Raw genomic sequence first — 20,570 nt, forward strand, 5'->3', positions numbered from 1 at the left:
ACCGGATGCTATTGTCTTTGATTCAACGAATTCACCTGTTAGCTGTTCAAAGATATATTCTAATTGCGATGTAATGTAGGCAGCCTTCGAAAATATGTCAGGTTGAGATTCTTTAAGATAAATGATTTTCCATAGAGGATATATGCTGTGGATGGTACACCCGGTTTTATTATAGAAGCTTTGCCAAAGCTGCTCATTTTTTCGATACTTTGCAACTGTCTCTATAGGACGAGTATCAGCCCATGTAAATATTGGTGTAAGCGGCTTTCTGTGCTGATCCAGCAGTAAAAGGCTGTGCCATATCCCGCTAAGGCTAATTGCATCAATTTGGTATTTACATGACTGCAACATTTGTTTTATTCCAAGTATTAATGCATCATATAATCCCTCTGCACTTTGTGTAATTGTATCGCTTAAGCTTTCGTCGTATGGAATGTTTTTTACATTCATGAGACCTTTATTGCTGGAATACACAGCAACTTTCAGCGCAGAAGTGCTAGTTTCTAAAGCCAATATAACCAAGTAGCATCGCTCCTTAAGATTATGGAGAATGATTTCGGCATATCTAAAATAACATTTCAATTAAATTCTTTGCCGAAGTTATAACCATACGCTCAGTCGCCTCTTTAGTATAGGCACCTATGTGAGGTGTGAGAATAAAGTTATCAAGGGCCACCAGCTTATTTTGCTTATCCGGTGGTTCTTGAGAAAATACATCTTGAGCCGCACCGGCTATAATCCCATTTTTCAGTGCATTATATAATGCATCTTCATCTACGAGTTCACCCCTTGCCGTGTTTACCAGATAAGCGGTTTGCTTCATCTTGCTCAAGGTTTTACTGTTAATGATTTTGTTCGTTTCTTCGTTTAATGGTAAGTGAAGCGTTATAAAATCAGCTTTTTCCAGTATCTCATCTATATTTGTCATTTTTACATTCATTGCTTTTGTAAGTTCTGCATCACTGAAATATGGGTCATATGCCATTATCTCCATATCCAATCCGGACGCCATCCTCGCAACTTCTCTGCCAATTGCACCAAATCCTATGATACCAACTATTTTTGCACCGACCTCAGTCCCAATTGTCCTGTCCCACCTACCGTCTTTTACATCAGCAACTGTTTTGGGTATACTCCTTGATAATGCGAAAAACAAACCTATAGTAAGTTCTGCTACCGATCGGGTATTAGTGCCTTCTGCTTTTCTCACTTTAATTCCTAATTCTTCTGCAACCTTTAGATTAATATTGTCAAGACCAACACCATACTTGGATATCGCCTTGAGATTTTTTGCATTTCTGAGCACTTCTTCATCCATCGGATCAAGACCTACGATTACGCCGTCGACATCCGAACATAATTCGATCATTTGTTGCTTTGTTAGTGTTTTACCGGTATTGTTTTCTACTATATCAAGGTCAAATTGGCTAAAAATTTCATCTGCTTTATCCCTTGCACGAAAGAACGATTTAGGAGTAATTAGTATCTTTTTCTTCATTTGAACCTCCAAATAGTGTTAAAGATTATTAAAAATTTATTAGTTTAATCTAACTGCTCGGGCTCAATCTAGATATTTCTCCAATGTCTTCCTTACCGCCCCCTTACCAGCCACTAGTTCTGTAAACATATTTTCTACCTTCGGGGCAAGTTTATATTTATAAAGATCTACTCCAAATATTTTTTCATCTGAAAGTATTGGTTTTAATGAATCCGTAAACGGTCCTTTATCTCCCAAAGATATGTCTTTTATATATCCCTGCAATACTTCAAGCATGGGGTCAGGGCTGGGGGTAAATGGGTTTCCTTCATCGTCTATTCCCATAAGGTATCTTAACCAGCCTGCAAAAAATAACGGTATATATGTTAGTGTTGATATGTCTCGCTTTCCAGTTGAAATATATGCCTTGAGAGTTTCGCCAAAGCGCACCGGGATTTTTTGTGATGTGTCACAAGCTATCCGTTGTGGTGTATCAGGAACAAAAGGATTTGGCAATCTTTCTTCTATAACTTCTTTTAAAAATTCTTCCGGTTTTATTATTCCCGGATCTACTACAACAGGCAGCCCTTCCTCATACCCTAGCTTTTCAATAAATTTTTTAAGGTGCTTATCTTTCATCTCGTCCGCAATAGAGGTATAGCCTAAAAGGCAGCCGTATATAGCAAGCGCCGTGTGTAATGGATTAAGGCATGTGCAAACTTTCATTTTTTCTACTTTATCCACGGTTTCTCTATCTGTAAAAATTACACCCGCTTCTTCTAAAGGAGGTCTTGAATTTGGAAATACATCTTCTACCACGAGATATTGGGTTTGCTCCGCATTTACAAAAGATGCGACATATGTATTCTTTTTTGTTTTTATAATTTCCACATCTTCTAGTCCATCAGCTTCCAATATAGCTTTTACTTGTTCAGACGGTCTTGGGGTGATTTTGTCTATCATTGTCCATGGAAAAGATACGAATTGTTGATTTTGTATATACTCCGAAAAACCTGCATCAACTTTTTTATTTTCTACCCAACTATCAGCAAAAGTTTTCACTGCATCATGTAATTTTGAGCCATTGTGCGAACAATTATCCAGACTTAATAAAGTTATAGGAAGCTTTCCGGCTAAGTATCTTTTGTAGCATAAAAAAGCTATTGTACCCATTAGAGTCTTTGGAGTTTGAAAACTTCCCTCAAGGTCTTCTGCTATTTCTTTTGGATAACTTCCGCTGGAATCCACAAGCGAATATCCTTTTTCTGTTATGGTAAAGCTGGCTATTTGTAGACTTGGATGTGTAAAAATATCAATCAATTTATTCAAGCTATCTCTTACATTCATTGCAGAGGCTATGCTTGCAATTATTTTCTTATCTATGCTGCCATCAGCTTTCAGAGTTATAAGTATACTTAAGTTATCATATGGCGTGTAAGCTTTTTCAATAATTTCTTCATCATAGGATTCACATACGATGATTCCTCGGTCTGAAAGACCTTTATCCAGTAAATCTTGCTGCAATGCTGCGGGGAAAGCTCTAAAAATGTTGCCAGCTCCAAAATGTAACCACATTGGATTTTTAAGAGTGTTTTCTTTCATCTTTTCAATATCAAAATTAGGCAGTTGATATCCCTTACTCTGCCAGAACTCTTTGTTTTTAAGGTTGGAAATGTTTAATTTCATTTTCATCACCTGTTTTACTTCAGGCCATAAATTAATACCTGAATATTTTCACTTACATACTACCATATTAGTATGTAAGATGTCAATCATTATTTTTTCATATTATGAATTTTTTATAAAAATACAAAAGATAAGAATTCCTAAAAATGTAAGTCATCCTTCATGTTAAATCTTTAAAAACAGGCGGTTTCATGTTATACTTAATTGCAATGTAAGGAGGGTTTTATATGCCGTTTGATGGTTTAACTTTATTTGGAATAACTGACGAATTAAAAAATCTCTTGGTTGGTGGAAGGATAAGTAAAATTTATCAACCTGATAAAAATGACGTAGTACTTAGCGTATATAATAATCGTGAAGAATACAAACTTTTAATATCAGCTCACTCTGTAGACTGCCGTATTCATCTGGCCCGGAAGCCTTTTGAAAACCCATCTTCTCCACCAATGTTTTGCATGCTGCTTAGAAAATATCTTTTGGGAGGAAAAATCGAGGAAATAGTTCAGGATGGTTTGGAGCGAATTTTAAATATCACTATAAAAAACACAGATGAATTTATGCAGCCTGCAGAATACGAAATAGTAGCGGAAATCATGGGAAAACACAGTAATATCATATTGTTGGACCTTCAAACAAAGATAATTATTGATTCCATAAAAAGAATCGGCTTAGATGTTAATAGATACAGGGAAATTCTTCCTGGAAAAACCTATACTAAACCGCCGGTAGAAGAAAAAGTAGATTTACTAATTTCTGACAGAAGCTCTATTATCAATGTTATAAAAGATGCAGCAAAATCCGGCAAAACCAAGACCCTTAGTAAGTGGCTTCTTGAAACCTTTGCCGGTTTTTCAGGGATTTCAGCTCAAGAAATTGCGGTAAGAGCCGGGATTGACCACAAAATACCGATATCAAATTTAAGTGAAGATGATATTGAAGCTCTTACCGATTCCATGATGAAAATACGAGAGGATTTGATTCTGCGCAACTTTGATCCGCGTGTATATTTTAGCAAAAGCAGCCGTGTGCCTTTAGATTTTTGGCTTTTTCCTATGGAAATATATAAAAACGAATTAATTACCGGCGTTTCGAATGTAAATACAGCGGTTGATACCTTTTTTTCTAAAAAAAGAGAGATCTCGGAAATTGAGAAGGCAAAACACAAAATCAAAACTGAAGTCGCAAAAATTTTAAAGAAACTCAATCAATCTCTTGAATATCTTGAGGAAAGAAGACAAAAAACTCTTGATTTTGAAAAATACAGGCTTTGGGGCGAAATTTTATCAGCAAACTTATACAATATAAAACCCGGACAATCAAAAGTTATATTGCCTAATTTTTATCAGCCCGGCGAAGAAATCGAGATTCCTCTTAATGAAAAATTATCGCCTTCGCAAAATGCGCAAAAATATTTTAATAGATATAAAAAACTGCAATCTACGAAAAATATTGTCGAAAGTAGGATTTCCAAGATATTGGCAGAAATTGATTATTTTGAAAGTGTGCTTGTAAACATCGATTATAGCCAATCTATGGAAGATCTTGAAGAGATACAACAAGAATTAGAATCACAAGGTTATCTTGCTGCGCCATCACATAAAAAAAGGAGGCAAAAAACAGCCTCTTCTTCTAAGCCACTGCAATTTAAATCTTCAGACGGTTTTATAATAAATGTTGGAAAAAATAATAAACAAAATGATGTCCTGACTTTTAAAAAAGCAAAACCTGACGATATATGGCTTCATGCCAAAAATACCCCTGGCTCTCACGTTGTCATCGAAAGCTCAGGGAATGAGGTGCCCGAAACTACCCTTGTGGAGGCAGCAATTCTTGCTGCACATTTTAGTAAAAGCAGAAATAGCAGTAATGTGCCGGTGGATTACACTTATGTAAAGCACGTAAAAAAGCCCTCAGGAGCAAAACCGGGCTTTGTGATTTATTACCATCAAAAAACAATTTATGTTACACCAGATGAAAATATCGTAGCAAAGCTTTCATTCTAAAATAACAACACTATTTTCTCCATCTATCTCCTCTAATCTAACTTCAACTATTTCATTGTTCGAGGTTGGCACGTTTTTGCCTACAAAATCCGGCCTTATGGGTAATTCTCTATGGCCTCTGTCAATCAGCACCGCAAGCTGAATTGATTTTGCTCTTCCTAAATCTGCCAGGGCATCAAGTGCAGCTCGTATTGTTCTCCCTGTATAAATTACATCATCGACTAAAATTATGTTCTTATCAGCTATATTAAAATTTATTTCCGTCTTGTGCACTACCGGTTGTAAAGTTAGGCTGGATAAATCGTCACGATAAAGCGTTATATCTAAAATACCTACAGGCACATCTACTCCCTCAATAGAAGAAATGTATTTTGCAAGTCTTCTGGCAAGAGGAACTCCCCTTCTTCGTATGCCCACAAGTGCCAGATCTTCAACACCTTTATTTTTCTCGATAATTTCGTGGCTGATTCTAATAAGTGTGCGATCTATAGCTTTTTCATCCATTATGCGTGCTTTTTCTTCCATTTAATTTCCATCCTTTCTCTGCTCTGCGTATTTATCTCTGAGTATATCCAAAATTTTAGCCATATCATCCGGCATAGGTGCTGAAAATTCAATAAATTTTTTAGTAGTAGGATGGTAAAAACCTAATTTATATGCGTGAAGCGCCTGCCCCTTTATTTCAAATGGCGCTTTTTTTCGCGAATATACTGGATCTGCCACTATCGGATGATTAATAAATTTCATATGAACCCTTATTTGATGCGTTCTGCCGGTTTCAATTCTTGCCTCTATAAACGTAAATTCGCCAAATCTCTCCAATACTTTAAAATGCGTAACAGCTTCTTTGGAATTTTTTGCAGTAACGGTCATTTCTTTCCGTCTTACAGGATGTCTGCCAATAGGAGCATCTATCGTGCCTTCGTTATCTTTGATATCTCCCCAGACTATAGCCTGATAGACCTTTTTAAATTGTCTGTTTTTCAGTTGTTCTACTAAATTAAGGTGCGCTGCATTATTTTTTGCAACTACAATAAGGCCTGATGTATCTTTATCTAACCTATGCACTATCCCAGGCCTTATTTGTCCGCCATTAGATGCTAAATCCTTAGTGTGGTAGAGTAAAGCATTTACTAAAGTTCCTGAATAATTACCGGCAGCCGGGTAAACCACCATTCCCCTAGGCTTATTTATAACAATTATATCTTCATCCTCGTAAACAATGTCTAGCGGGATATCTTCCGGAGTAGCTGAAGGTTTGGGCATTTCAAGAATATTAACCGTTATCTTGTCATTTTGTTTTAGTCTATAATTAGGCTTTGCGCAAAAACCATTAACTAAGACCTGGCCTTCAAGGATGCTGTTTTTTATAAAGTTTCGGGAATTTTCTATTTTCTCTGCTAAAAATACATCAAGCCGCTTTTTTTCGTCATTTTTTTCTACCACAAATTCAAGTTTGCTGCTCAATCTAACCTCCTGCCATTCTTAAATTCTAGTTTTTCCGAATCTAAGCGGAAAAGAAGAAAATATCCTAAAATTATTGTTCCAATAACAATAGCACAATCCGCCACGTTAAAAACAGGCCAAATCCTAAAATCTAAAAAGTCAATTACATATCCATACCTCATTCTGTCTATAAAATTGCCTGCCGCTCCCCCCAAAACCATAGCAAGGGCAATGCCCAATGCCTTTTGTTTAATGGGATATTTTATTAATATAAATGTTATTGCGGAAATAATAATTATAGAAGCTGAAATGAACAAAAAAATTCTTCCACTCAATATACTAAATGCTGCTCCTGTATTTTGCACATAAGTTATATGGAAGACATTTTTTATTATAGGAATCGAATCGAACGGATCCATTGTTTTTTGAACTTGATATTTTGTTATAAGATCTAAGCCCGCTATAAATATACTTAAAATAATATATGGCAATATTGCTACCTCCGGTATTGCAGTTTTTTAACAATTATACAACCATATCTTATAAATTTCAATCTATTCAGTTGCTGTATCCTCGCTAACCGCAATTTCATCTGATGTTTCCGTGATGCAGGTTTTTGAAGCCTCGCATACGTTTTCTTCCTGCGAAATATCCTGATTTTGCAAAATCAAGTTCGATATATCAAGTTCACTACAATCAAGATAATCTAATTGAGACTGAAGGAAGTTTTTAAACCGCGTCTTGTATAGATTAAACTGCCTTAAAAGTTCCTCTGTTTTGTTATTTATTTGGTTGAATTTTTTCTGGGCACCCTCAATAATTTTATCTGCTTCTGCGTTTGCCTGCTTTAAAATAATCTCTCTTTCTTTGCGTGCATTAGCTTTGACTTCCTCAGCAGTCTGTTCAGCTAATACAAGAGTATTTTTTAAAGTAGTTTCGATTTCTCTATAACTTTGTATGGTTTCTTCTAAAAGCTCAATTCGTTCTCTTAAGTCCTTGTTTTCTTTATAAATTTTTTCGTAATTTTCCGTTAACTTCTCTAAAAACTCGTCAACTTCTTCTTTGTTATAGCCTCTCATTGATTTACTAAATTCTTTCTTCTGGATCTCCAGCGGCGACAGGTCCATTCAAAAATCATCTCCTTACCACAAAATGGCAACCAGTAATCTTATAACAATATTTCTTAAAATATCCAAGAAAAACAGAGCAAGCACAGGCGAAAAGTCTAAATAATAGCCTGTATGGCGAGGTGGAATTAACTTTTCTAAAAGCGTTCTAAACGGGAGTAATATCGGCTCTGTAATTTGATATACAAAGTGTGCAATATTAGAACGAGACAAGTCAGGAAAAAAGGATAATACAATCCTAATGAGAATCATTAAATCTAAAAATTGGAATATCATGTTGACTAAATTAATCAGCAAAATTTATGCACTCCTATCTCGAAACCAGTGATGTACCATTTGCGTCATAGTCATCTGCATCAACACCGGAAACATCTATATTATCAGGGGCGAAAATAAATATACCGGCGCCGATTTTTTTAACTGTTCCATTTAGAGCATAAATACTCCCTGCCATAAAGTCAAGCACTCGCTTTGCATTTTCTTTGTCCATTCTTTCTAAATTTACGATTGCTGCACGTCTATTTTTCACTTCATCGGTTATCTCGCGAACTTCTTCAAAAAACTGAGGCTTAAATATAACCATTTTGTTTTTGCTTGTCTGATGAATGTTGATTACGCGACCTGCGGGTTTTTGTTCAGCCCTTACAACATAAGGTTCATATTCGTCTTTTTCAGGTTCTTCAAGTTCTTCATCGCCAATTCCTAAAAAATACATCATCTTGTCTAGAAAGTTTTTTCCACTCATTAAAATTTTCACCTCTTATTTATAAATATTTTTATAGATTACTTAGAGTAATCCCTTGCTCCAAAAATCGCAGTACCAATTCTTACCATATTCGATCCTTCTTCTATTGCTACTTCGAAATCATTACTCATGCCCATTGACAGGTATTTCATTTCCACATTTTTTATAGATTTTTGTTTTATCCTTTCAAATATGCTTCGCATCTCTCGGAAATAAGGTCTTACATCCTCCGGGTTTTCTTTGAAAGGAGCAATTGCCATAAGGCCTTTTACGTTTAAGTTTTCCAAAGAAGCAACACTTTCTATGAAACTTTCGGCATCGGCAGGGTTAATGCCATATTTTGTTTTTTCTAAGCCAATGTTTACCTGAACCAGGACATCAACATTTTTTTGCATCTGCCGCGCCCTTTTTTGTATTTCTTCAGCCAGTGCAAAGCTGTCTAGTGATTGAATCAATGAAAAAAGTTCTAAGGCTATTTTTACTTTATTTCTTTGTAAATGGCCTATTAAATGCCATTCCACATCACCCTTTATTTTATCAATTTTATCGCGGGCTTCTTGGACTTTATTTTCGCCTAATAACGTTATGCCGGAATCTACTGCTTCCTGAATTATTTCAGGAGAAATGGTCTTCGTAACAGCAACAAGGCTGATATCTTCAAAGTTTCTTCCGCTTTTTTCGGCAGCGGTTTTTATTCGTGATTCAATATTTTTGATATTTTCTTTTATAACTGACATGCAATCCCCTCTTTGTACAAATAGTTTAATTATAAGCTGCGTGTTGTGCATCTATATTTCTATATGTTCTCCAAAAATGCCCATAATCCTCCTTTTTAACTGGCAATACTTAAAAAAATTAATAGGAAAAGCCACCTGCTCGCACATCCTCGATGCATGGAACAGGCAGCTTTTCATTCTTATACAGAATTTTTGTTTTTATGTCGCAGTTTATTCTTTGTATGCATATTCAAATATCATATGTCCTGAAACATCTACTAAGAGGCCCTTTATATTAGGTTTGCATAAATATGCAGTCTCTCTAAAATAAAGAGGTATTATGGGCATTTCATCCATTAGCAATTTTTCAGCTTTTGCAAAGTTTTCCATGCGTATTTTTTGATCTGCAGTCTTGCGGTTTTCTTCAAGCAGCCTATCATACTCAGGATTGCTCCAGCGATTATTGGTCTCGGTATTTACACTTTCCATCTGATCAAGCATCGTCATTGGATCTAAATAATCTCCTGTCCAGCCATCCCAACCAATGTTGAAGTTTCCCTGATGCATCTCATCCCAGTATAATTTGGATTCATATGTTCTTATATCAACCTGAACACCAAGATTTTCTTTCCACATGCTCTGGAGCGCTTGAGCCAAATCCTTGTTGGCTTGATCCGCCATGCAGATGTATGTGACAGCAGGAAAGTCTTTGCCATCAGGATAACCTGCTTCAGCTAGCAGTTTTTTTGCCTCGCTAACGTCTTCTGTGAAAAGGTTTCCCACCACATCTCGGTAGTCTTTATCTTTTTCAACACCGTGAGGAATACCATAAGGCACAAACCCAAAAGCCGGTTTGCCTACTGTTTGCAATATCTTTGTAACAAGCTGCTCTCTGTTTATTGATATACTAAAAGCCTTTCTTACTCTAGCATCATCAAAAGGATCTTTTGAAGTGTTTATATCAAGATAATAAACTCCAATCCTTGGGACTCTATGAAATTCCGACGAATCCTTGTATTGTGACATCCCTTCAGGAGTAAGGTTTTGAGATATGTCTATTTCATTGTTCTGATATGCGGCAAGTTCGGTCTCAGGAGAATCTATAAAGGTTATCTCTAAAGTATCTAATTTTACTTTGTCAGCATCGACATAGTGAGGATTTTTCTTTAGAACATACTTTTCTTTGGGCTTGATTTCTGCCATATAAAAAGGACCATTGCTTATAAGAGTTTCTGGAGATTTTGTCCAACCTTCGTTTCCTTCCACAATATCCTTTCTTACAGGCAAGTAGCTGCTAGAACTTAAAAGATCTAGAAAATATGGGGTTGGATTTTCTAATGTAATTTCTAAAGTTCTGTCATCTAAAGCTTTGACTCCTACCTCATCTGCTGTGGCATTTCCATCGTTGTAAGCTTTGCCGTTTTTTATGTAATAAAGTTCATAGGCTGCTTTCGATGCCACATCGGGATTTAATATTCTTTTGAAAGTATACTCAAAATCTTGAGCGGTAAGAGGCTTTCCATCTGACCATTTAGCATTATCTCTGATTTTGAACGTATATTTTGTTCCGGTTTCATCAATAGTATAACTTTCAGCCATCGATGGCGCAAGCTTGCCATCAGGTCCCACTTTAAACAGACCACTAAAAAGGTTTAATAACACATTTGAGGAACGAGCATAAATGTTCAGCGTCGGGTCTAATGTTTCAGCTTCATCGCTCATAGCGTATATAATTTTATTTTTTGAATCCGCCGTGGAAGATTGTTGACCTCCGCAGCCTGCCAGCATAGAAACTATAAGTGTCAAAGCAACTAGAAACACTCCTGATTTTTTCAATATTAATTCCCTCCGATTCATTTATATTTTTGACATATCAATAAAGGTGGCATGCCACCATATGTCCGGCGCCTGCATCTTTTAGCACAGGCTTTTCCTCTGAACATATTTTGCTGGCATAGATACAGCGATTTCTAAACGCACATCCACTTGGCGGATTTAATGGGCTTGGTACATCCCCTTGAAGATGTATCCTTTCACTTTTTTTAGATTCGTCAGGATCAGGAATTGGCGCCGCGGACAGAAGCGCTTTTGTGTAAGGATGAAGCATGTTCAAAAAGATCTCGTCTACTCCTGCATATTCTACCAAAGAGCCAAGGTACATAACGCCCACTTTGTGAGATATGTGCCTTACCATTGAAAGATCATGGGATATAAATAAGTAAGTTAAACCAAACTTTTCTTGAAATTCTTCAAGCATATTAACAATCTGAGCTTGTATAGATACATCAAGAGCTGATATGGGCTCATCGCAAACTATAAACTCGGGTTCGACCGCTAAAGCGCGGGCTATTCCGATTCTTTGGCGCTGACCACCGGAAAATTCATGGGCATATCTGTTTATGTGGTCACTTTTTAATCCTACAAGTTCTACAAGCTCCGCAATTCTGTCAGAACGTGCCTTACCTTCATAGAGGTGATGAACGTCTATAGCTTCTCCCAAAATTTCGCCCACCGTCATGCGAGGGTCTAATGATGCATAGGGATCTTGAAATATGACCTGCATTTTCTTTTTATATGGAAACATTTCTTTTTCGCTAAATTTTGATATATCATTACCATCGTAAAAGATTTGGCCCGAGGTGGGCTCATAAAGTTTTAGTATAGTTCTTCCGGCAGTAGTTTTTCCACATCCCGATTCGCCTACAAGTCCAAAAGTTTCGCCCTTTTTTATGCTAAAACTTACATCATCTACAGCCTTCAAAATGCGCACATTTTTACCAAAAAAGCCTTTTCGTATCTCAAAATATTTTTTTAAGTGTTTTATTTCTAAAAGGTTTTTACTATCTATTTGCATACAATCCCTCCATTTTATATCCGGGTGATTTTGGATGCATAAGCCAGCAGGCAACACTGTGAGTGTCACTAAGTCCTATTTTTTTCGGAGGGTATTTCATGCAGACCTTCATTGCATATTCGCATCTTGGAGCGAAGGGACAGCCGGCAGGAGGTGAAAGCAGATCCGGCGGGCTGCCCGGAATAGGTATAAGTTTACTTTTTTGAGCAGTTACTTTTGGGATGGAGCGCAAAAGACCCCATGTATAAGGATGTTTAGGCTCGTAAAATATTTCTCTAGAAGTGCCTTCCTCTACCAATAAACCACCATACATAACAATGATACGATTGCAAATTTTAGCAACGACTCCTAAATTATGAGTTATTAATATAATTGACATATTTAATTTTTTCTTTAATTCATCCATAAGGTCTAAAATTTGTGCTTGAACTGTGACATCTAGTGCTGTAGTCGGCTCATCAGCTATCAAAAGTTTTGGATTGCAGCTTAGGGCAATTGCAATCATTACTCGCTGTCTCATTCCACCTGAAAATTCATGAGGATATTGCTTTAATCGGCTTTCCGGATCAGGTATTTCTACTAATTTGAGAAGTTCTATTACTCTTTTTTTTGCATCCTCGCCTGATAGTTTTTGATGTATGCGAATCGGCTCCATTATCTGATCTCCGATTGTAAATAAGGGGTTTAGTGAAGTCATTGGATCTTGGAAAATCATGCCGATTTCACTGCCTTGAATTTTTCGCATAAAATTGTCATCTTGTTTTAATAACTCGGTACCGTTAAAATTGATGCTATCGGCTTCAACTTTGGCGTTATCCGGTAAAAGCCTTGTTACCGAGAGCATTGTAACGCTTTTGCCCGAGCCGGACTCACCGACAATGCCTATAGACTCTCCTTCATCAACATGAAAAGATACGCCCCGCACTGCCTGAACGTTTCCGGCATCAATTTGAAAAGTTGTCTTAAGATTAACCACATCAAGCAATATCATAATTTTACCTACCTATTTTTTTAGTCTTGGATCTAAAGCGTCTCTAAGGCCGTCTCCAATAAAGTTTAATGCAAACATTGTGATGCTTATGGCAAGTACAGGAAAAATCATCTGATAAGGCTGAGTAAAAATAGCCGGAATAGCATCATTTGCTAAAGTGCCCCAACTTGCCATTGGAACCTGAATTCCTATGCCCAAAAAGCTTAAAAAAGCCTCAGAAAAAATAGCTTGAGGGATTAAAAATGTAACTGTTACTATAATTGGACCCATGCTATTAGGAACTAAATGTCTAAATATTATACCTAAATTTGAAACGCCTAGCGCTCTTGCTGCGAGAGTGTATTCTTCATGCTTTAAAGATAAAACCTGAGACCTTACGATTCTTGCAGTGCCTATCCAATAAGTAAGGCTGAGTGCTATAAGAATACTTTTAACTGTGTTGCCTAAAAACATCATAATTAAAATTATATAAAGCAATGATGGAAGTCCATACAGAACATCTACTATCCTCATCATCACCATATCTACTCTACCGCCAAAATATCCGGCTATACCGCCATATATAACTCCTATTACAAGATTTATTGCGGCAGCCATTACTCCTATACTGAGACTAATTCTTGCTCCATAAAGAACGCGCACAAAAATGTCTCTTCCAAATTTATCAGTACCAAACCAATGTTCCCTTGAAGGAGGCTGGTTTTGAATAGCTATATTTTGACCGTCATAAGTGTATGGCGAAACTATAGGTCCGAAAATAGCAAAAAGCGTAATAATAATTATAACTACAAGGCCAATCATAGCAAGTGGGTCTTTCTTAAATCTTGCCCAGGCATTTTGCCAGTATGACATACTGGGCCTAGATATTACATCGGACTGTTTTTCCGTATCCAAAGCTTTTTCAAAAAGCTCTGGTGGAATTTCATCATATAACGGTGTTTCCATTTTTTCACCTACTCATCCATTTTGACTCGCGGGTCAATAAGCGCATATAAGATATCAACGATAATATTGGCAATTACAACAAATAATCCAAAAAATAATGTCATTCCAAGAGTTACTGAATAATCCCTATCGCTTATTCCAGTTACATAATAGCGGCCCATGCCTGGAATTGAAAAAAGCTTTTCAACTACAAAACTGCCTGTTAAAAGAGATGCCACTAAAGGACCTAAGTATGTCACTACGGGTGTTATGGCATTTTTCATTGCATGTTTTGCTATAACCCAAAATTCGCTTACGCCTTTTGCCCTAGCTGTACGAATATAGTCTTGACGCATGATTTCCAGCATACTAGACCTCATCAGTCTTGCTATATAGGCAATTGGTCCCAGGGCAAGACCTCCTACAGGAAGTATATAGTGTCTCCAACTCGTAAGTCCATATGTGGGCAAAATCTTTAACTTTACAGCAAATAAGTACATTGAAAGCACAGCTATAACAAAACCGGGAACCGATATACCGATAGTTGCAAATGCCATAGAAGCCCAGTCCATCCATTTGCCCCTTTTTACCGCTGATATTATACCAAGAGGGACGCCTATTACCACAGATACCACAGCAGCTATAGCACCAACTTTTGCTGATACCGGAAAACCAATGCGGATAATTTCGTTGACTGTTCTGTCAGGTTGCTTAAATGAAAAACCCAAATCTCCATGTGCTAGATTTTTTAAGTAGTTAAAATACTGAATATAAACTGGATCGTTGAGGCCGTATCGTTCTTCAACTTTTTTTAATACACTTTCAGGGACATTTCGTTCTTCTGCCGGACTGAAAGGTCCCCCTGGAATAGCATGCATCAAGAAAAATGTTATTGTCACAAGTATGAACATAGTAAGCATACCCGCTAAAATACGTTTTAAGATATATACCGGCATTTAAAAACCTCCTCAGTTGCAGGACTACTTTAAAATATTCTACAATGTAATAAAAAATCCTGCATCTATTTTAAAGTTTTTAGATGAGCTATTTTAAAAAAGCGGGACTTTATCATTAAACCTGAATGCAGGTCATTATAATGAATTCATTTTTTTGGATAAGCAGGAATTTAGAGTTGCAAGCAGAATTATTTTATTGTAAAGCAAATTCATACCTTAATTTTTTTAAATTATATTTGGTGAGGTTTATATGGAAATAATAACGATATTGTTAGTTTCAGCTGTGCTTGCCATCTCAGTTATAGCAAGAATTTCAATTTTATACGCTTTGCTTGCTGGATATTTTATTTTTTGCGTATATGCGTTTATAAAAAAATATACAGTTTTTCAAATTGTTAAGATGTCATATATTGGCATTTACGCTGTAAAAAATATTCTTCTTACATTTCTTCTGATCGGTATGCTGACTGCTGTATGGAGAGCTGCAGGTACCATTCCTGCTATTGTGTGTTACGCTATAGAGTTTATTAAACCCTCAATGTTCGTTTTAACAGCATTTCTTTTAAACTGTCTTGTATCTTTTTTAACAGGAACGGCGCTAGGGACAGCTGCTACCATGGGCGTAATTTGTATGATGATATCCGTTGCAATAGGTATAAATCCCATCTTAGCCGGAGGTGCTATCTTATCCGGTGCCTATTTCGGTGATAGGTGTTCTCCTCTTTCAACTAGTGCATTATTGATTGCTGAATTAACTTTTACTGACATATTTAAAAATATAAGAAATATGACAATTACTGCAGTTGTGCCTTTTGTCATAACATGTATTATATATGCCTTAACAGGAATTGGTGCATCAAATAGCTATCAGCACACTCTTGATATACAAAGTCTTTTTTCATCAAGCTTTCGACTCGATTTTGCAGTCCTGCTTCCTGCATTTATAATTTTACTTTTATCGCTACTGAAGATAAATGTAAAATTGTCCATGATAGCAAGTATTGTTTCTGCTATAGCAGTTTGTTTGCATTATCAAGGATTAGATATAAACAGCATTTTAAAAACAATGATTTTGGGTTACAAGTCTATAAATCCGCAAATCGCTTCAATGATTAATGGCGGCGGAATTATATCTATGTTGAAGGTTACTGCAATAGTATGTATTTCTTCATCTTACGCCGGCATATTCAAGGAAACGGGTTTGCTTGATAATTTAAAAGACCATATAGCTTCTTTTGGCAAAAAAAGTTCTTCATACAGTCTGGTGCTTTTAATATCAATTATTGTGGGTATCATATCATGCAATCAAACGCTTACTATCATGCTTACACACCAACTATGTGATATGCTCGAATCTGACAAAAACAAATTGGCAATTTATCTGGAAAATACCGCTGTAGTAATTTCACCGTTAATTCCATGGTCAATTGCAAGTGCAGTGCCCCTTGCTACAATATCAGCTCCCACATCTTGTGTACTTGCCGCCTGTTATTTATACTTATTGCCCTTATGGGGACTAATTGTCGAAGCGCTACTTGAGAAAAAATCTCCAAAGCTAGATGAAATATCTTAGGACGCAAAAGACCACCTGTCTAATCATTTTAACACAATTAAAACAGGTGGTCTTTTTATAATACTTCTTGGCAATTGCTTATATTTTCCTTGTAACTATGATTATTCTAAGTAATGGTCTGAGTGGGGGGACTTGAACCCCCGGCCTCTAGAACCCCATTCTAGGACAATAGCGTTTTTCCCATAGAATGTAAATTTATTTAGCTCTCAAAAGCCTTATATATCAAGGTTTTGAGCTTTTCTTCTTTTTTATAATGCACATCTAACTTTATTAAAATAGGTATATTTTGTTAGCAATTCGCGTTAGCAGTATCTTCCTCAAACACAATAAGCTGTAATCTCTGTATCAATTCTAGGACTTCCTCTGTATTCTCGCTTCCCGGGAATTCCTTTCGCCACAAATACCAGACCTGTGCAAGAAGCTAAAGCAACTCATTCATTTTTTGCCCTTGCTATATCAACTGCCGCTTCACCGAAAATATACCCCAATGCAACTGTAACCAGTTTCCAGTATAAGTCGCTGTCTACATTCAGACCAAGCCCTTCAGACAAAATAATAAAAATAGCCGTTGCCACGGCTACCCAAAACTTTCGAGATGTAAGTTTTTGCTTCCAGTTCATTTTCTCACCTCGGACGTAAATGTTTTTTCATTCCAGACAACTTTCAGCCCTAAAATCTCACATAACTTGCGGAACTCTACATATGTCTTGCCCCCTATAATATATCCGGAAAGTTCCTCATTTCCGAATTTGGTTTTAGTAATAATAACATCCTTAAGAGTTACTTTATCCAAGTTATCATCACCTCTTAAATCATTAAATAGTCTTGTCCAAGGAAACTTAGGCCCAGGGCAATTAGGCCTGTTGACACTGTCAATGCGGTAATGGCCTATGATGTGGTCGCTATCGATTGGAATATCATATCTTTGAATTATTTGCTTTTGAAGCCACAAGGTTGCTTGATACTGCGCTTCGGTTATACCTGTTTCTGGGAAACCCTCATGTTCAATACCTATCGTGTAGTAGTTTGGATTTGTGCCGTCATAATATTTCCAATTAGGCTTGTTTACTGCTCCTGCGTGCCAAGCAGTATCAGATTCTTTGACTAGTTGTAAAATCTTCCCTGCTTTGGTGATGAGATAGTGAGCACTGGCTTGGGCTTTCGGATTCTGCATCCATGAAAGACACCCTGGATAATCCCCTGCTGTTATATGGTTTACGATAGCGATTATCTTCTTGCCCTTTCTTCCGGATGTATAATTAGGACTACCCACCCATTTAATTTCCATTATCATCCCCTTCTTCCTTCTCGTCCTTTTTTTGCATACAGTTCTTTCTTCTTTATCCCCGCCAGAGCCCAGAGCTCACCCGTTGTGAATGCAAACCACGCCCCTATCAGCGTTGAAGGTTCGCTTCCAACTCGTAAAAATATATATAGTACCGCGCATGCAAAAATACCATTCATGGCTATCACCAAAGCAACAATCCATTTTGAAAATCTCACATTTATCACTTCCTTGCTCGATCCAGGAGCTCATCAATTTTAGCTTCCTGCCTTAGAAGGGTAACTTGTATTGACTGTATAACAGAAAGTAGGCTGTTTAATGCTTTCGTGTTATTTTCAATTACTTCTTTTAAGTCGTCATTACCATCTTCCTTCTTTTTTATATTGAAGAATAGAACAACGATGTAAATAAGCCCTGCAACCGTGAATGTTGCAAGGCCGTATTGTGCTATTTCTGCCCCGGGCATCAGCGTTCCCCCCTATGGTCTTAAATCAGGCCTCATATTATACACCTCATCTAATATTGGTTGTCTTTCATCTGCAGGATACACCAGTACTAATTCTGCCGGTTTTCTAATGCCCATTTCATATTTTGTTATAATTGCTCTTGCAATCACCCGCACAACATATGGTGCATAAGCCATTACATGACACCTCCTGCAAGTTGATCAGCAAACGCTAGTTCTAGATCCTGTAGCCTCATCTGCATTTCCACATTGGCAGCCATTTGGTCGGCCAATGCAAGCTCCAGGTCCTGAATTCTTTTGTTTTTTTCTTCCTCTAATTGCCTAGCAGCTCGTAATGCTGCCAGGTCCGATTTAGCAATTACTTCCATGCATACCACCTCCACTTTTAGTCAAATGCAATACCCACGCCCAGCACCTCAATAGTGCCTAATGTGTCATGGGCCCATATGGTAATGCGAATATCTAGACCCCATTTGTCCGCCACCCTATTTTTATTTACTACGTCAGTATAGTTGCGCGACAAATATGCAGCGGTAATATCCTGCCAGACTGGAAACGGGTCAAAAGCGTTATTACTAGCTTCAACCTTAAGCACGGCTGGATTCGCACCATCTTTGGCAATATTGTGATACCCAAAAACCAATACTCGCTCCACCTCTACAGATGTTTCAATCGGGGTTTTAAGCCTAAACTGCAGCATATTCCCGGCGCGGATGATTCTGGGAAGTGTCCACTCTCCGTATTGTCCTGTGTCATCTCTAGCCGCCATACGCCAATAATAGCTTTGGTTCTGTTGCAAAGGCTGACGAAGTGAATGTCTCACCCGTTCAGTTTCTGCCGGTGCTCCTGTTGCAGGCATAGGTATCCAATTGGCGCCGTATATTTCCCAGCTGGCTATGGCATCTGCTGTTCCCGGGCCGTATTGCTGGCCGGGAATAAATTCGTCAGGCGCTGTTTCTCCTTTAACTAACATGAATGCATCACAGTAAAACGTCGCGCCTATTACAGATGAAGTCAGTACTGCCAAGCGCAATTTTGCGCAATCTTGGCCTGTGCGAGCAAATACGGATAATGTCTGCCATGATGTTCCGTCCAGTATTATTGGATTGCTTCCGGTAGATCTCAAGTAGTTGTCTTCGCTGTCGAGCTCTTCAATTACCAGGCGAATATATCCGGCACCTTTTACCTTTACTTGAGCAGCGTAACTCTTACCACCTAATACATCAACCGGGCTTAATTCCACGCCTTCATTGGCGATTGTCCCTGATGTGGTCACCTGCAAACTGGCAGCGCCTTCATAAAACTGGGCTGTAGATCTTTCGATTGTCGTTCCTCTGGCGGTAAATCCTGTTGTGCCGGCTTCCACACCGGCTTGATTTGCGGTCAGTAGATTTTTGGTGCTTGTTTCCAAGTCGTCCACTATATTAACAAAGTTTACGTCTTTGGCAATCTGCAACCTAAAGTGTTGAGGATCGCCTTCTGGATCAGTCCCGACGCCCGCCATGAATACGGGTTGAAGCGGCACCCTAGCAGTATGGACTGGCGCAATTGCCGACATTTCGCTCGGGCTTAAATTGTGGGCAATAGTAAAGATGCCGCTAACTGCGAAAGGGCCGTCCATCTTCCCGTCGTTAGCCTTGACATAAATGCGGTAGTTTGTTCCTTCTGGAACCGCGCTTGTGTCCCAGGCCAGTATTAAAGCTGTTACACCTGTCGCAATTGGCAGCAGCGTTTCCCCGTCATCTGCCGAATAATAAACGGAATAAGTCAGCTCATCTCCGTCTGAGTCCGTGGCTTCTGTCCATTTGATGGTCACGTTTCCGACGACCGTAGAACCTGCCACCGGCGAGATGATATTTCCCGGCGCACTTGGCGCAGCGTTCGCTTTTGTGAATGTATATGTCCCGGTACTGGTGTTTCCGATTATTAAGGTATTTCTTGTTACAACTGACTTTCTGGCTATCCACTGAGTTAGATAATCAACAATATTCTGATCACTATCGTCTAATAGGTCATTGGCTACCGGCATATACCCTGCGTAGTCTTTTATGGCATAAGTAATATTCTCAAACGTTGGATTTCCCATATCAGGCAAATCGACAGTTAAGTCGGTCACATTTACCAAAGGCGTCATAGTGGCTATCTTCTCAAATACTCTACTCCCACCGTTAGTTGACACTGGAATTACATTGATAAGAGTTTCTAACTGCGGCAAAGACCTTTTATATTCGTTTATTCTGGTCTGTATATCCTGAGGAATGAGCAGGCCACCATTAGCTGGCGTTCCCGAGTCTAAAGCATTCAATATTTTGTAGTCATCA

The 20,570-nt window shown here is 37.9% G+C and carries 24 protein-coding genes; 2 read left to right on the forward strand and 22 right to left on the reverse strand.

Annotated features, from left to right (window positions below; all coding sequences use genetic code 11):
* The 3 genes from BUE08_RS00610 to BUE08_RS00620 all read right to left on the reverse strand — a co-directional run.
* A partial coding sequence (locus BUE08_RS00610; protein ID WP_286680103.1) for an FGGY family carbohydrate kinase occupies nt 1–522 on the reverse strand: 522 nt, incomplete at its 3' end.
* Nucleotides 523–565: 43 nt separating this feature from the next.
* On the reverse strand, nt 566–1,498 hold the full coding sequence (locus BUE08_RS00615) for a phosphoglycerate dehydrogenase (protein WP_286680104.1): 933 nt from the start codon (nt 1,496–1,498) through the stop codon (nt 566–568).
* A gap of 63 nt (nt 1,499–1,561) precedes the next feature.
* Nucleotides 1,562–3,163, reverse strand: a complete 1,602-nt coding sequence (locus BUE08_RS00620) for a mannitol dehydrogenase family protein (RefSeq protein WP_286680105.1) — start codon at nt 3,161–3,163, stop codon at nt 1,562–1,564.
* 227 nt (nt 3,164–3,390) lie between these two features.
* Here BUE08_RS00620 and BUE08_RS00625 point away from each other — a divergent pair, with 227 nt between their 5' ends.
* Complete coding sequence (locus tag BUE08_RS00625) at nt 3,391–5,166, forward strand: Rqc2 family fibronectin-binding protein (RefSeq protein ID WP_286680106.1); 1,776 nt, start codon at nt 3,391–3,393, stop codon at nt 5,164–5,166.
* Here BUE08_RS00625 and pyrR read toward each other — a convergent pair.
* The 12 genes from pyrR to BUE08_RS00685 form a co-directional block, all read right to left on the reverse strand.
* On the reverse strand, nt 5,158–5,691 hold the full coding sequence (gene pyrR / locus BUE08_RS00630; protein ID WP_286680107.1) for a bifunctional pyr operon transcriptional regulator/uracil phosphoribosyltransferase PyrR: 534 nt from the start codon (nt 5,689–5,691) through the stop codon (nt 5,158–5,160). The genes BUE08_RS00625 and pyrR overlap by 9 nt on opposite strands.
* A complete protein-coding gene (locus BUE08_RS00635) occupies nt 5,692–6,633 on the reverse strand; it encodes an RluA family pseudouridine synthase (RefSeq protein WP_286680108.1) in 942 nt (313 codons plus the stop codon). It abuts the gene before it with no gap.
* Nucleotides 6,630–7,103, reverse strand: coding sequence for a signal peptidase II (gene lspA, locus BUE08_RS00640; RefSeq protein WP_059033788.1), 474 nt, complete (start codon nt 7,101–7,103; stop codon nt 6,630–6,632). Before lspA ends, BUE08_RS00635 begins: the two co-directional genes overlap by 4 nt.
* A 63-nt stretch (nt 7,104–7,166) precedes the next feature.
* Nucleotides 7,167–7,739, reverse strand: a complete 573-nt coding sequence (locus BUE08_RS00645) for a DivIVA domain-containing protein (protein ID WP_059033787.1) — start codon at nt 7,737–7,739, stop codon at nt 7,167–7,169.
* Nucleotides 7,740–7,754: 15 nt separating this feature from the next.
* Nucleotides 7,755–8,036 carry a YggT family protein gene (locus BUE08_RS00650; protein WP_059033785.1) on the reverse strand — a complete coding sequence of 94 codons (282 nt, stop codon included), beginning with the start codon at nt 8,034–8,036 and terminating at the stop codon, nt 7,755–7,757.
* A 13-nt stretch (nt 8,037–8,049) separates the two neighbouring features.
* On the reverse strand, nt 8,050–8,484 hold the full coding sequence (locus BUE08_RS00655; protein ID WP_059033782.1) for a cell division protein SepF: 435 nt from the start codon (nt 8,482–8,484) through the stop codon (nt 8,050–8,052).
* A gap of 38 nt (nt 8,485–8,522) precedes the next feature.
* The gene (locus tag BUE08_RS00660; protein WP_286680109.1) at nt 8,523–9,221 is read right to left on the reverse strand and encodes a YggS family pyridoxal phosphate-dependent enzyme; all 699 of its coding nucleotides are present in this window, start codon (nt 9,219–9,221) and stop codon (nt 8,523–8,525) included.
* 210 nt (nt 9,222–9,431) lie between these two features.
* Complete coding sequence (locus BUE08_RS00665) at nt 9,432–11,036, reverse strand: peptide ABC transporter substrate-binding protein (protein WP_059033779.1); 1,605 nt, start codon at nt 11,034–11,036, stop codon at nt 9,432–9,434.
* Between the two features lie 37 nt (nt 11,037–11,073).
* Entirely contained in the window at nt 11,074–12,054 is a 981-nt protein-coding gene (locus BUE08_RS00670; protein WP_059033776.1) for an ABC transporter ATP-binding protein, read from the reverse strand.
* Nucleotides 12,041–13,045 carry an ABC transporter ATP-binding protein gene (locus tag BUE08_RS00675; protein ID WP_286680110.1) on the reverse strand — a complete coding sequence of 335 codons (1,005 nt, stop codon included), beginning with the start codon at nt 13,043–13,045 and terminating at the stop codon, nt 12,041–12,043. The genes BUE08_RS00670 and BUE08_RS00675 overlap by 14 nt, the downstream gene beginning before the upstream one ends.
* Nucleotides 13,046–13,057: 12 nt before the next feature.
* Nucleotides 13,058–13,990 carry an ABC transporter permease gene (locus tag BUE08_RS00680; protein WP_059034327.1) on the reverse strand — a complete coding sequence of 311 codons (933 nt, stop codon included), beginning with the start codon at nt 13,988–13,990 and terminating at the stop codon, nt 13,058–13,060.
* Between the two features lie 8 nt (nt 13,991–13,998).
* The gene (locus BUE08_RS00685) at nt 13,999–14,925 is read right to left on the reverse strand and encodes an ABC transporter permease (RefSeq protein ID WP_059033772.1); all 927 of its coding nucleotides are present in this window, start codon (nt 14,923–14,925) and stop codon (nt 13,999–14,001) included.
* A 250-nt stretch (nt 14,926–15,175) separates the two neighbouring features.
* Here BUE08_RS00685 and BUE08_RS00690 point away from each other — a divergent pair, with 250 nt between their 5' ends.
* Nucleotides 15,176–16,498: a Na+/H+ antiporter NhaC family protein gene (locus BUE08_RS00690; protein ID WP_286680111.1), complete on the forward strand. Its 1,323-nt coding sequence runs from the start codon at nt 15,176–15,178 to the stop codon at nt 16,496–16,498.
* 431 nt (nt 16,499–16,929) lie between these two features.
* Here BUE08_RS00690 and BUE08_RS00695 read toward each other — a convergent pair whose 3' ends face one another.
* Genes BUE08_RS00695 through BUE08_RS00725 form a run of 7 tightly spaced genes read right to left on the reverse strand, consistent with a single transcriptional unit; the run spans nt 16,930 to nt 20,557 of the window.
* The gene (locus BUE08_RS00695; RefSeq protein WP_213997201.1) at nt 16,930–17,118 is read right to left on the reverse strand and encodes a phage holin family protein; all 189 of its coding nucleotides are present in this window, start codon (nt 17,116–17,118) and stop codon (nt 16,930–16,932) included.
* Entirely contained in the window at nt 17,115–17,786 is a 672-nt protein-coding gene (locus BUE08_RS00700) for an N-acetylmuramoyl-L-alanine amidase (RefSeq protein ID WP_213997200.1), read from the reverse strand. The genes BUE08_RS00695 and BUE08_RS00700 overlap by 4 nt, the downstream gene beginning before the upstream one ends.
* 2 nt (nt 17,787–17,788) lie before the next feature.
* Nucleotides 17,789–18,001 (reverse strand): hypothetical protein, encoded by a 213-nt coding sequence (locus BUE08_RS00705; RefSeq protein ID WP_213997198.1) that lies wholly within the window; start codon nt 17,999–18,001, stop codon nt 17,789–17,791.
* A 5-nt stretch (nt 18,002–18,006) separates the two neighbouring features.
* Nucleotides 18,007–18,249, reverse strand: coding sequence for a hypothetical protein (locus BUE08_RS00710; RefSeq protein WP_213997196.1), 243 nt, complete (start codon nt 18,247–18,249; stop codon nt 18,007–18,009).
* A 12-nt stretch (nt 18,250–18,261) separates the two neighbouring features.
* A complete protein-coding gene (locus BUE08_RS00715; protein ID WP_213997195.1) occupies nt 18,262–18,426 on the reverse strand; it encodes a hypothetical protein in 165 nt (54 codons plus the stop codon).
* Entirely contained in the window at nt 18,426–18,617 is a 192-nt protein-coding gene (locus BUE08_RS00720; protein WP_213997193.1) for a hypothetical protein, read from the reverse strand. The genes BUE08_RS00715 and BUE08_RS00720 overlap by 1 nt, the downstream gene beginning before the upstream one ends.
* Nucleotides 18,618–18,634: 17 nt before the next feature.
* Nucleotides 18,635–20,557, reverse strand: a complete 1,923-nt coding sequence (locus BUE08_RS00725) for a phage major capsid protein (RefSeq protein WP_286680171.1) — start codon at nt 20,555–20,557, stop codon at nt 18,635–18,637.
* Between the last annotated feature and the right edge of the window lie 13 nt (nt 20,558–20,570).

The sequence above is a fragment of the Tepidanaerobacter sp. EBM-49 genome, assembly GCF_001896645.1.
Classification (GTDB): Bacteria; Bacillota; Thermosediminibacteria; order Thermosediminibacterales; family Tepidanaerobacteraceae; genus Tepidanaerobacter; species Tepidanaerobacter syntrophicus.

Coding starts and splice junctions, on each gene's coding strand:
- BUE08_RS00615 (WP_286680104.1), bottom strand. CDS start 1,498: ATGAAGAAAAAGATACTAATTACTCCTAAATCGTTCTTTCGTGCAAGG.
- BUE08_RS00620 (WP_286680105.1), bottom strand. CDS start 3,163: ATGAAATTAAACATTTCCAACCTTAAAAACAAAGAGTTCTGGCAGAGT.
- BUE08_RS00625 (WP_286680106.1), top strand. CDS start 3,391: ATGCCGTTTGATGGTTTAACTTTATTTGGAATAACTGACGAATTAAAA.
- pyrR (WP_286680107.1), bottom strand. CDS start 5,691: ATGGAAGAAAAAGCACGCATAATGGATGAAAAAGCTATAGATCGCACA.
- BUE08_RS00645 (WP_059033787.1), bottom strand. CDS start 7,739: ATGGACCTGTCGCCGCTGGAGATCCAGAAGAAAGAATTTAGTAAATCA.
- BUE08_RS00655 (WP_059033782.1), bottom strand. CDS start 8,484: ATGAGTGGAAAAAACTTTCTAGACAAGATGATGTATTTTTTAGGAATT.
- BUE08_RS00660 (WP_286680109.1), bottom strand. CDS start 9,221: ATGTCAGTTATAAAAGAAAATATCAAAAATATTGAATCACGAATAAAA.
- BUE08_RS00670 (WP_059033776.1), bottom strand. CDS start 12,054: ATGCAAATAGATAGTAAAAACCTTTTAGAAATAAAACACTTAAAAAAA.
- BUE08_RS00675 (WP_286680110.1), bottom strand. CDS start 13,045: ATGATATTGCTTGATGTGGTTAATCTTAAGACAACTTTTCAAATTGAT.
- BUE08_RS00680 (WP_059034327.1), bottom strand. CDS start 13,990: ATGGAAACACCGTTATATGATGAAATTCCACCAGAGCTTTTTGAAAAA.
- BUE08_RS00685 (WP_059033772.1), bottom strand. CDS start 14,925: ATGCCGGTATATATCTTAAAACGTATTTTAGCGGGTATGCTTACTATG.
- BUE08_RS00690 (WP_286680111.1), top strand. CDS start 15,176: ATGGAAATAATAACGATATTGTTAGTTTCAGCTGTGCTTGCCATCTCA.
- BUE08_RS00695 (WP_213997201.1), bottom strand. CDS start 17,118: ATGAACTGGAAGCAAAAACTTACATCTCGAAAGTTTTGGGTAGCCGTG.
- BUE08_RS00700 (WP_213997200.1), bottom strand. CDS start 17,786: ATGGAAATTAAATGGGTGGGTAGTCCTAATTATACATCCGGAAGAAAG.
- BUE08_RS00710 (WP_213997196.1), bottom strand. CDS start 18,249: ATGCCCGGGGCAGAAATAGCACAATACGGCCTTGCAACATTCACGGTT.
- BUE08_RS00715 (WP_213997195.1), bottom strand. CDS start 18,426: ATGGCTTATGCACCATATGTTGTGCGGGTGATTGCAAGAGCAATTATA.
- BUE08_RS00720 (WP_213997193.1), bottom strand. CDS start 18,617: ATGGAAGTAATTGCTAAATCGGACCTGGCAGCATTACGAGCTGCTAGG.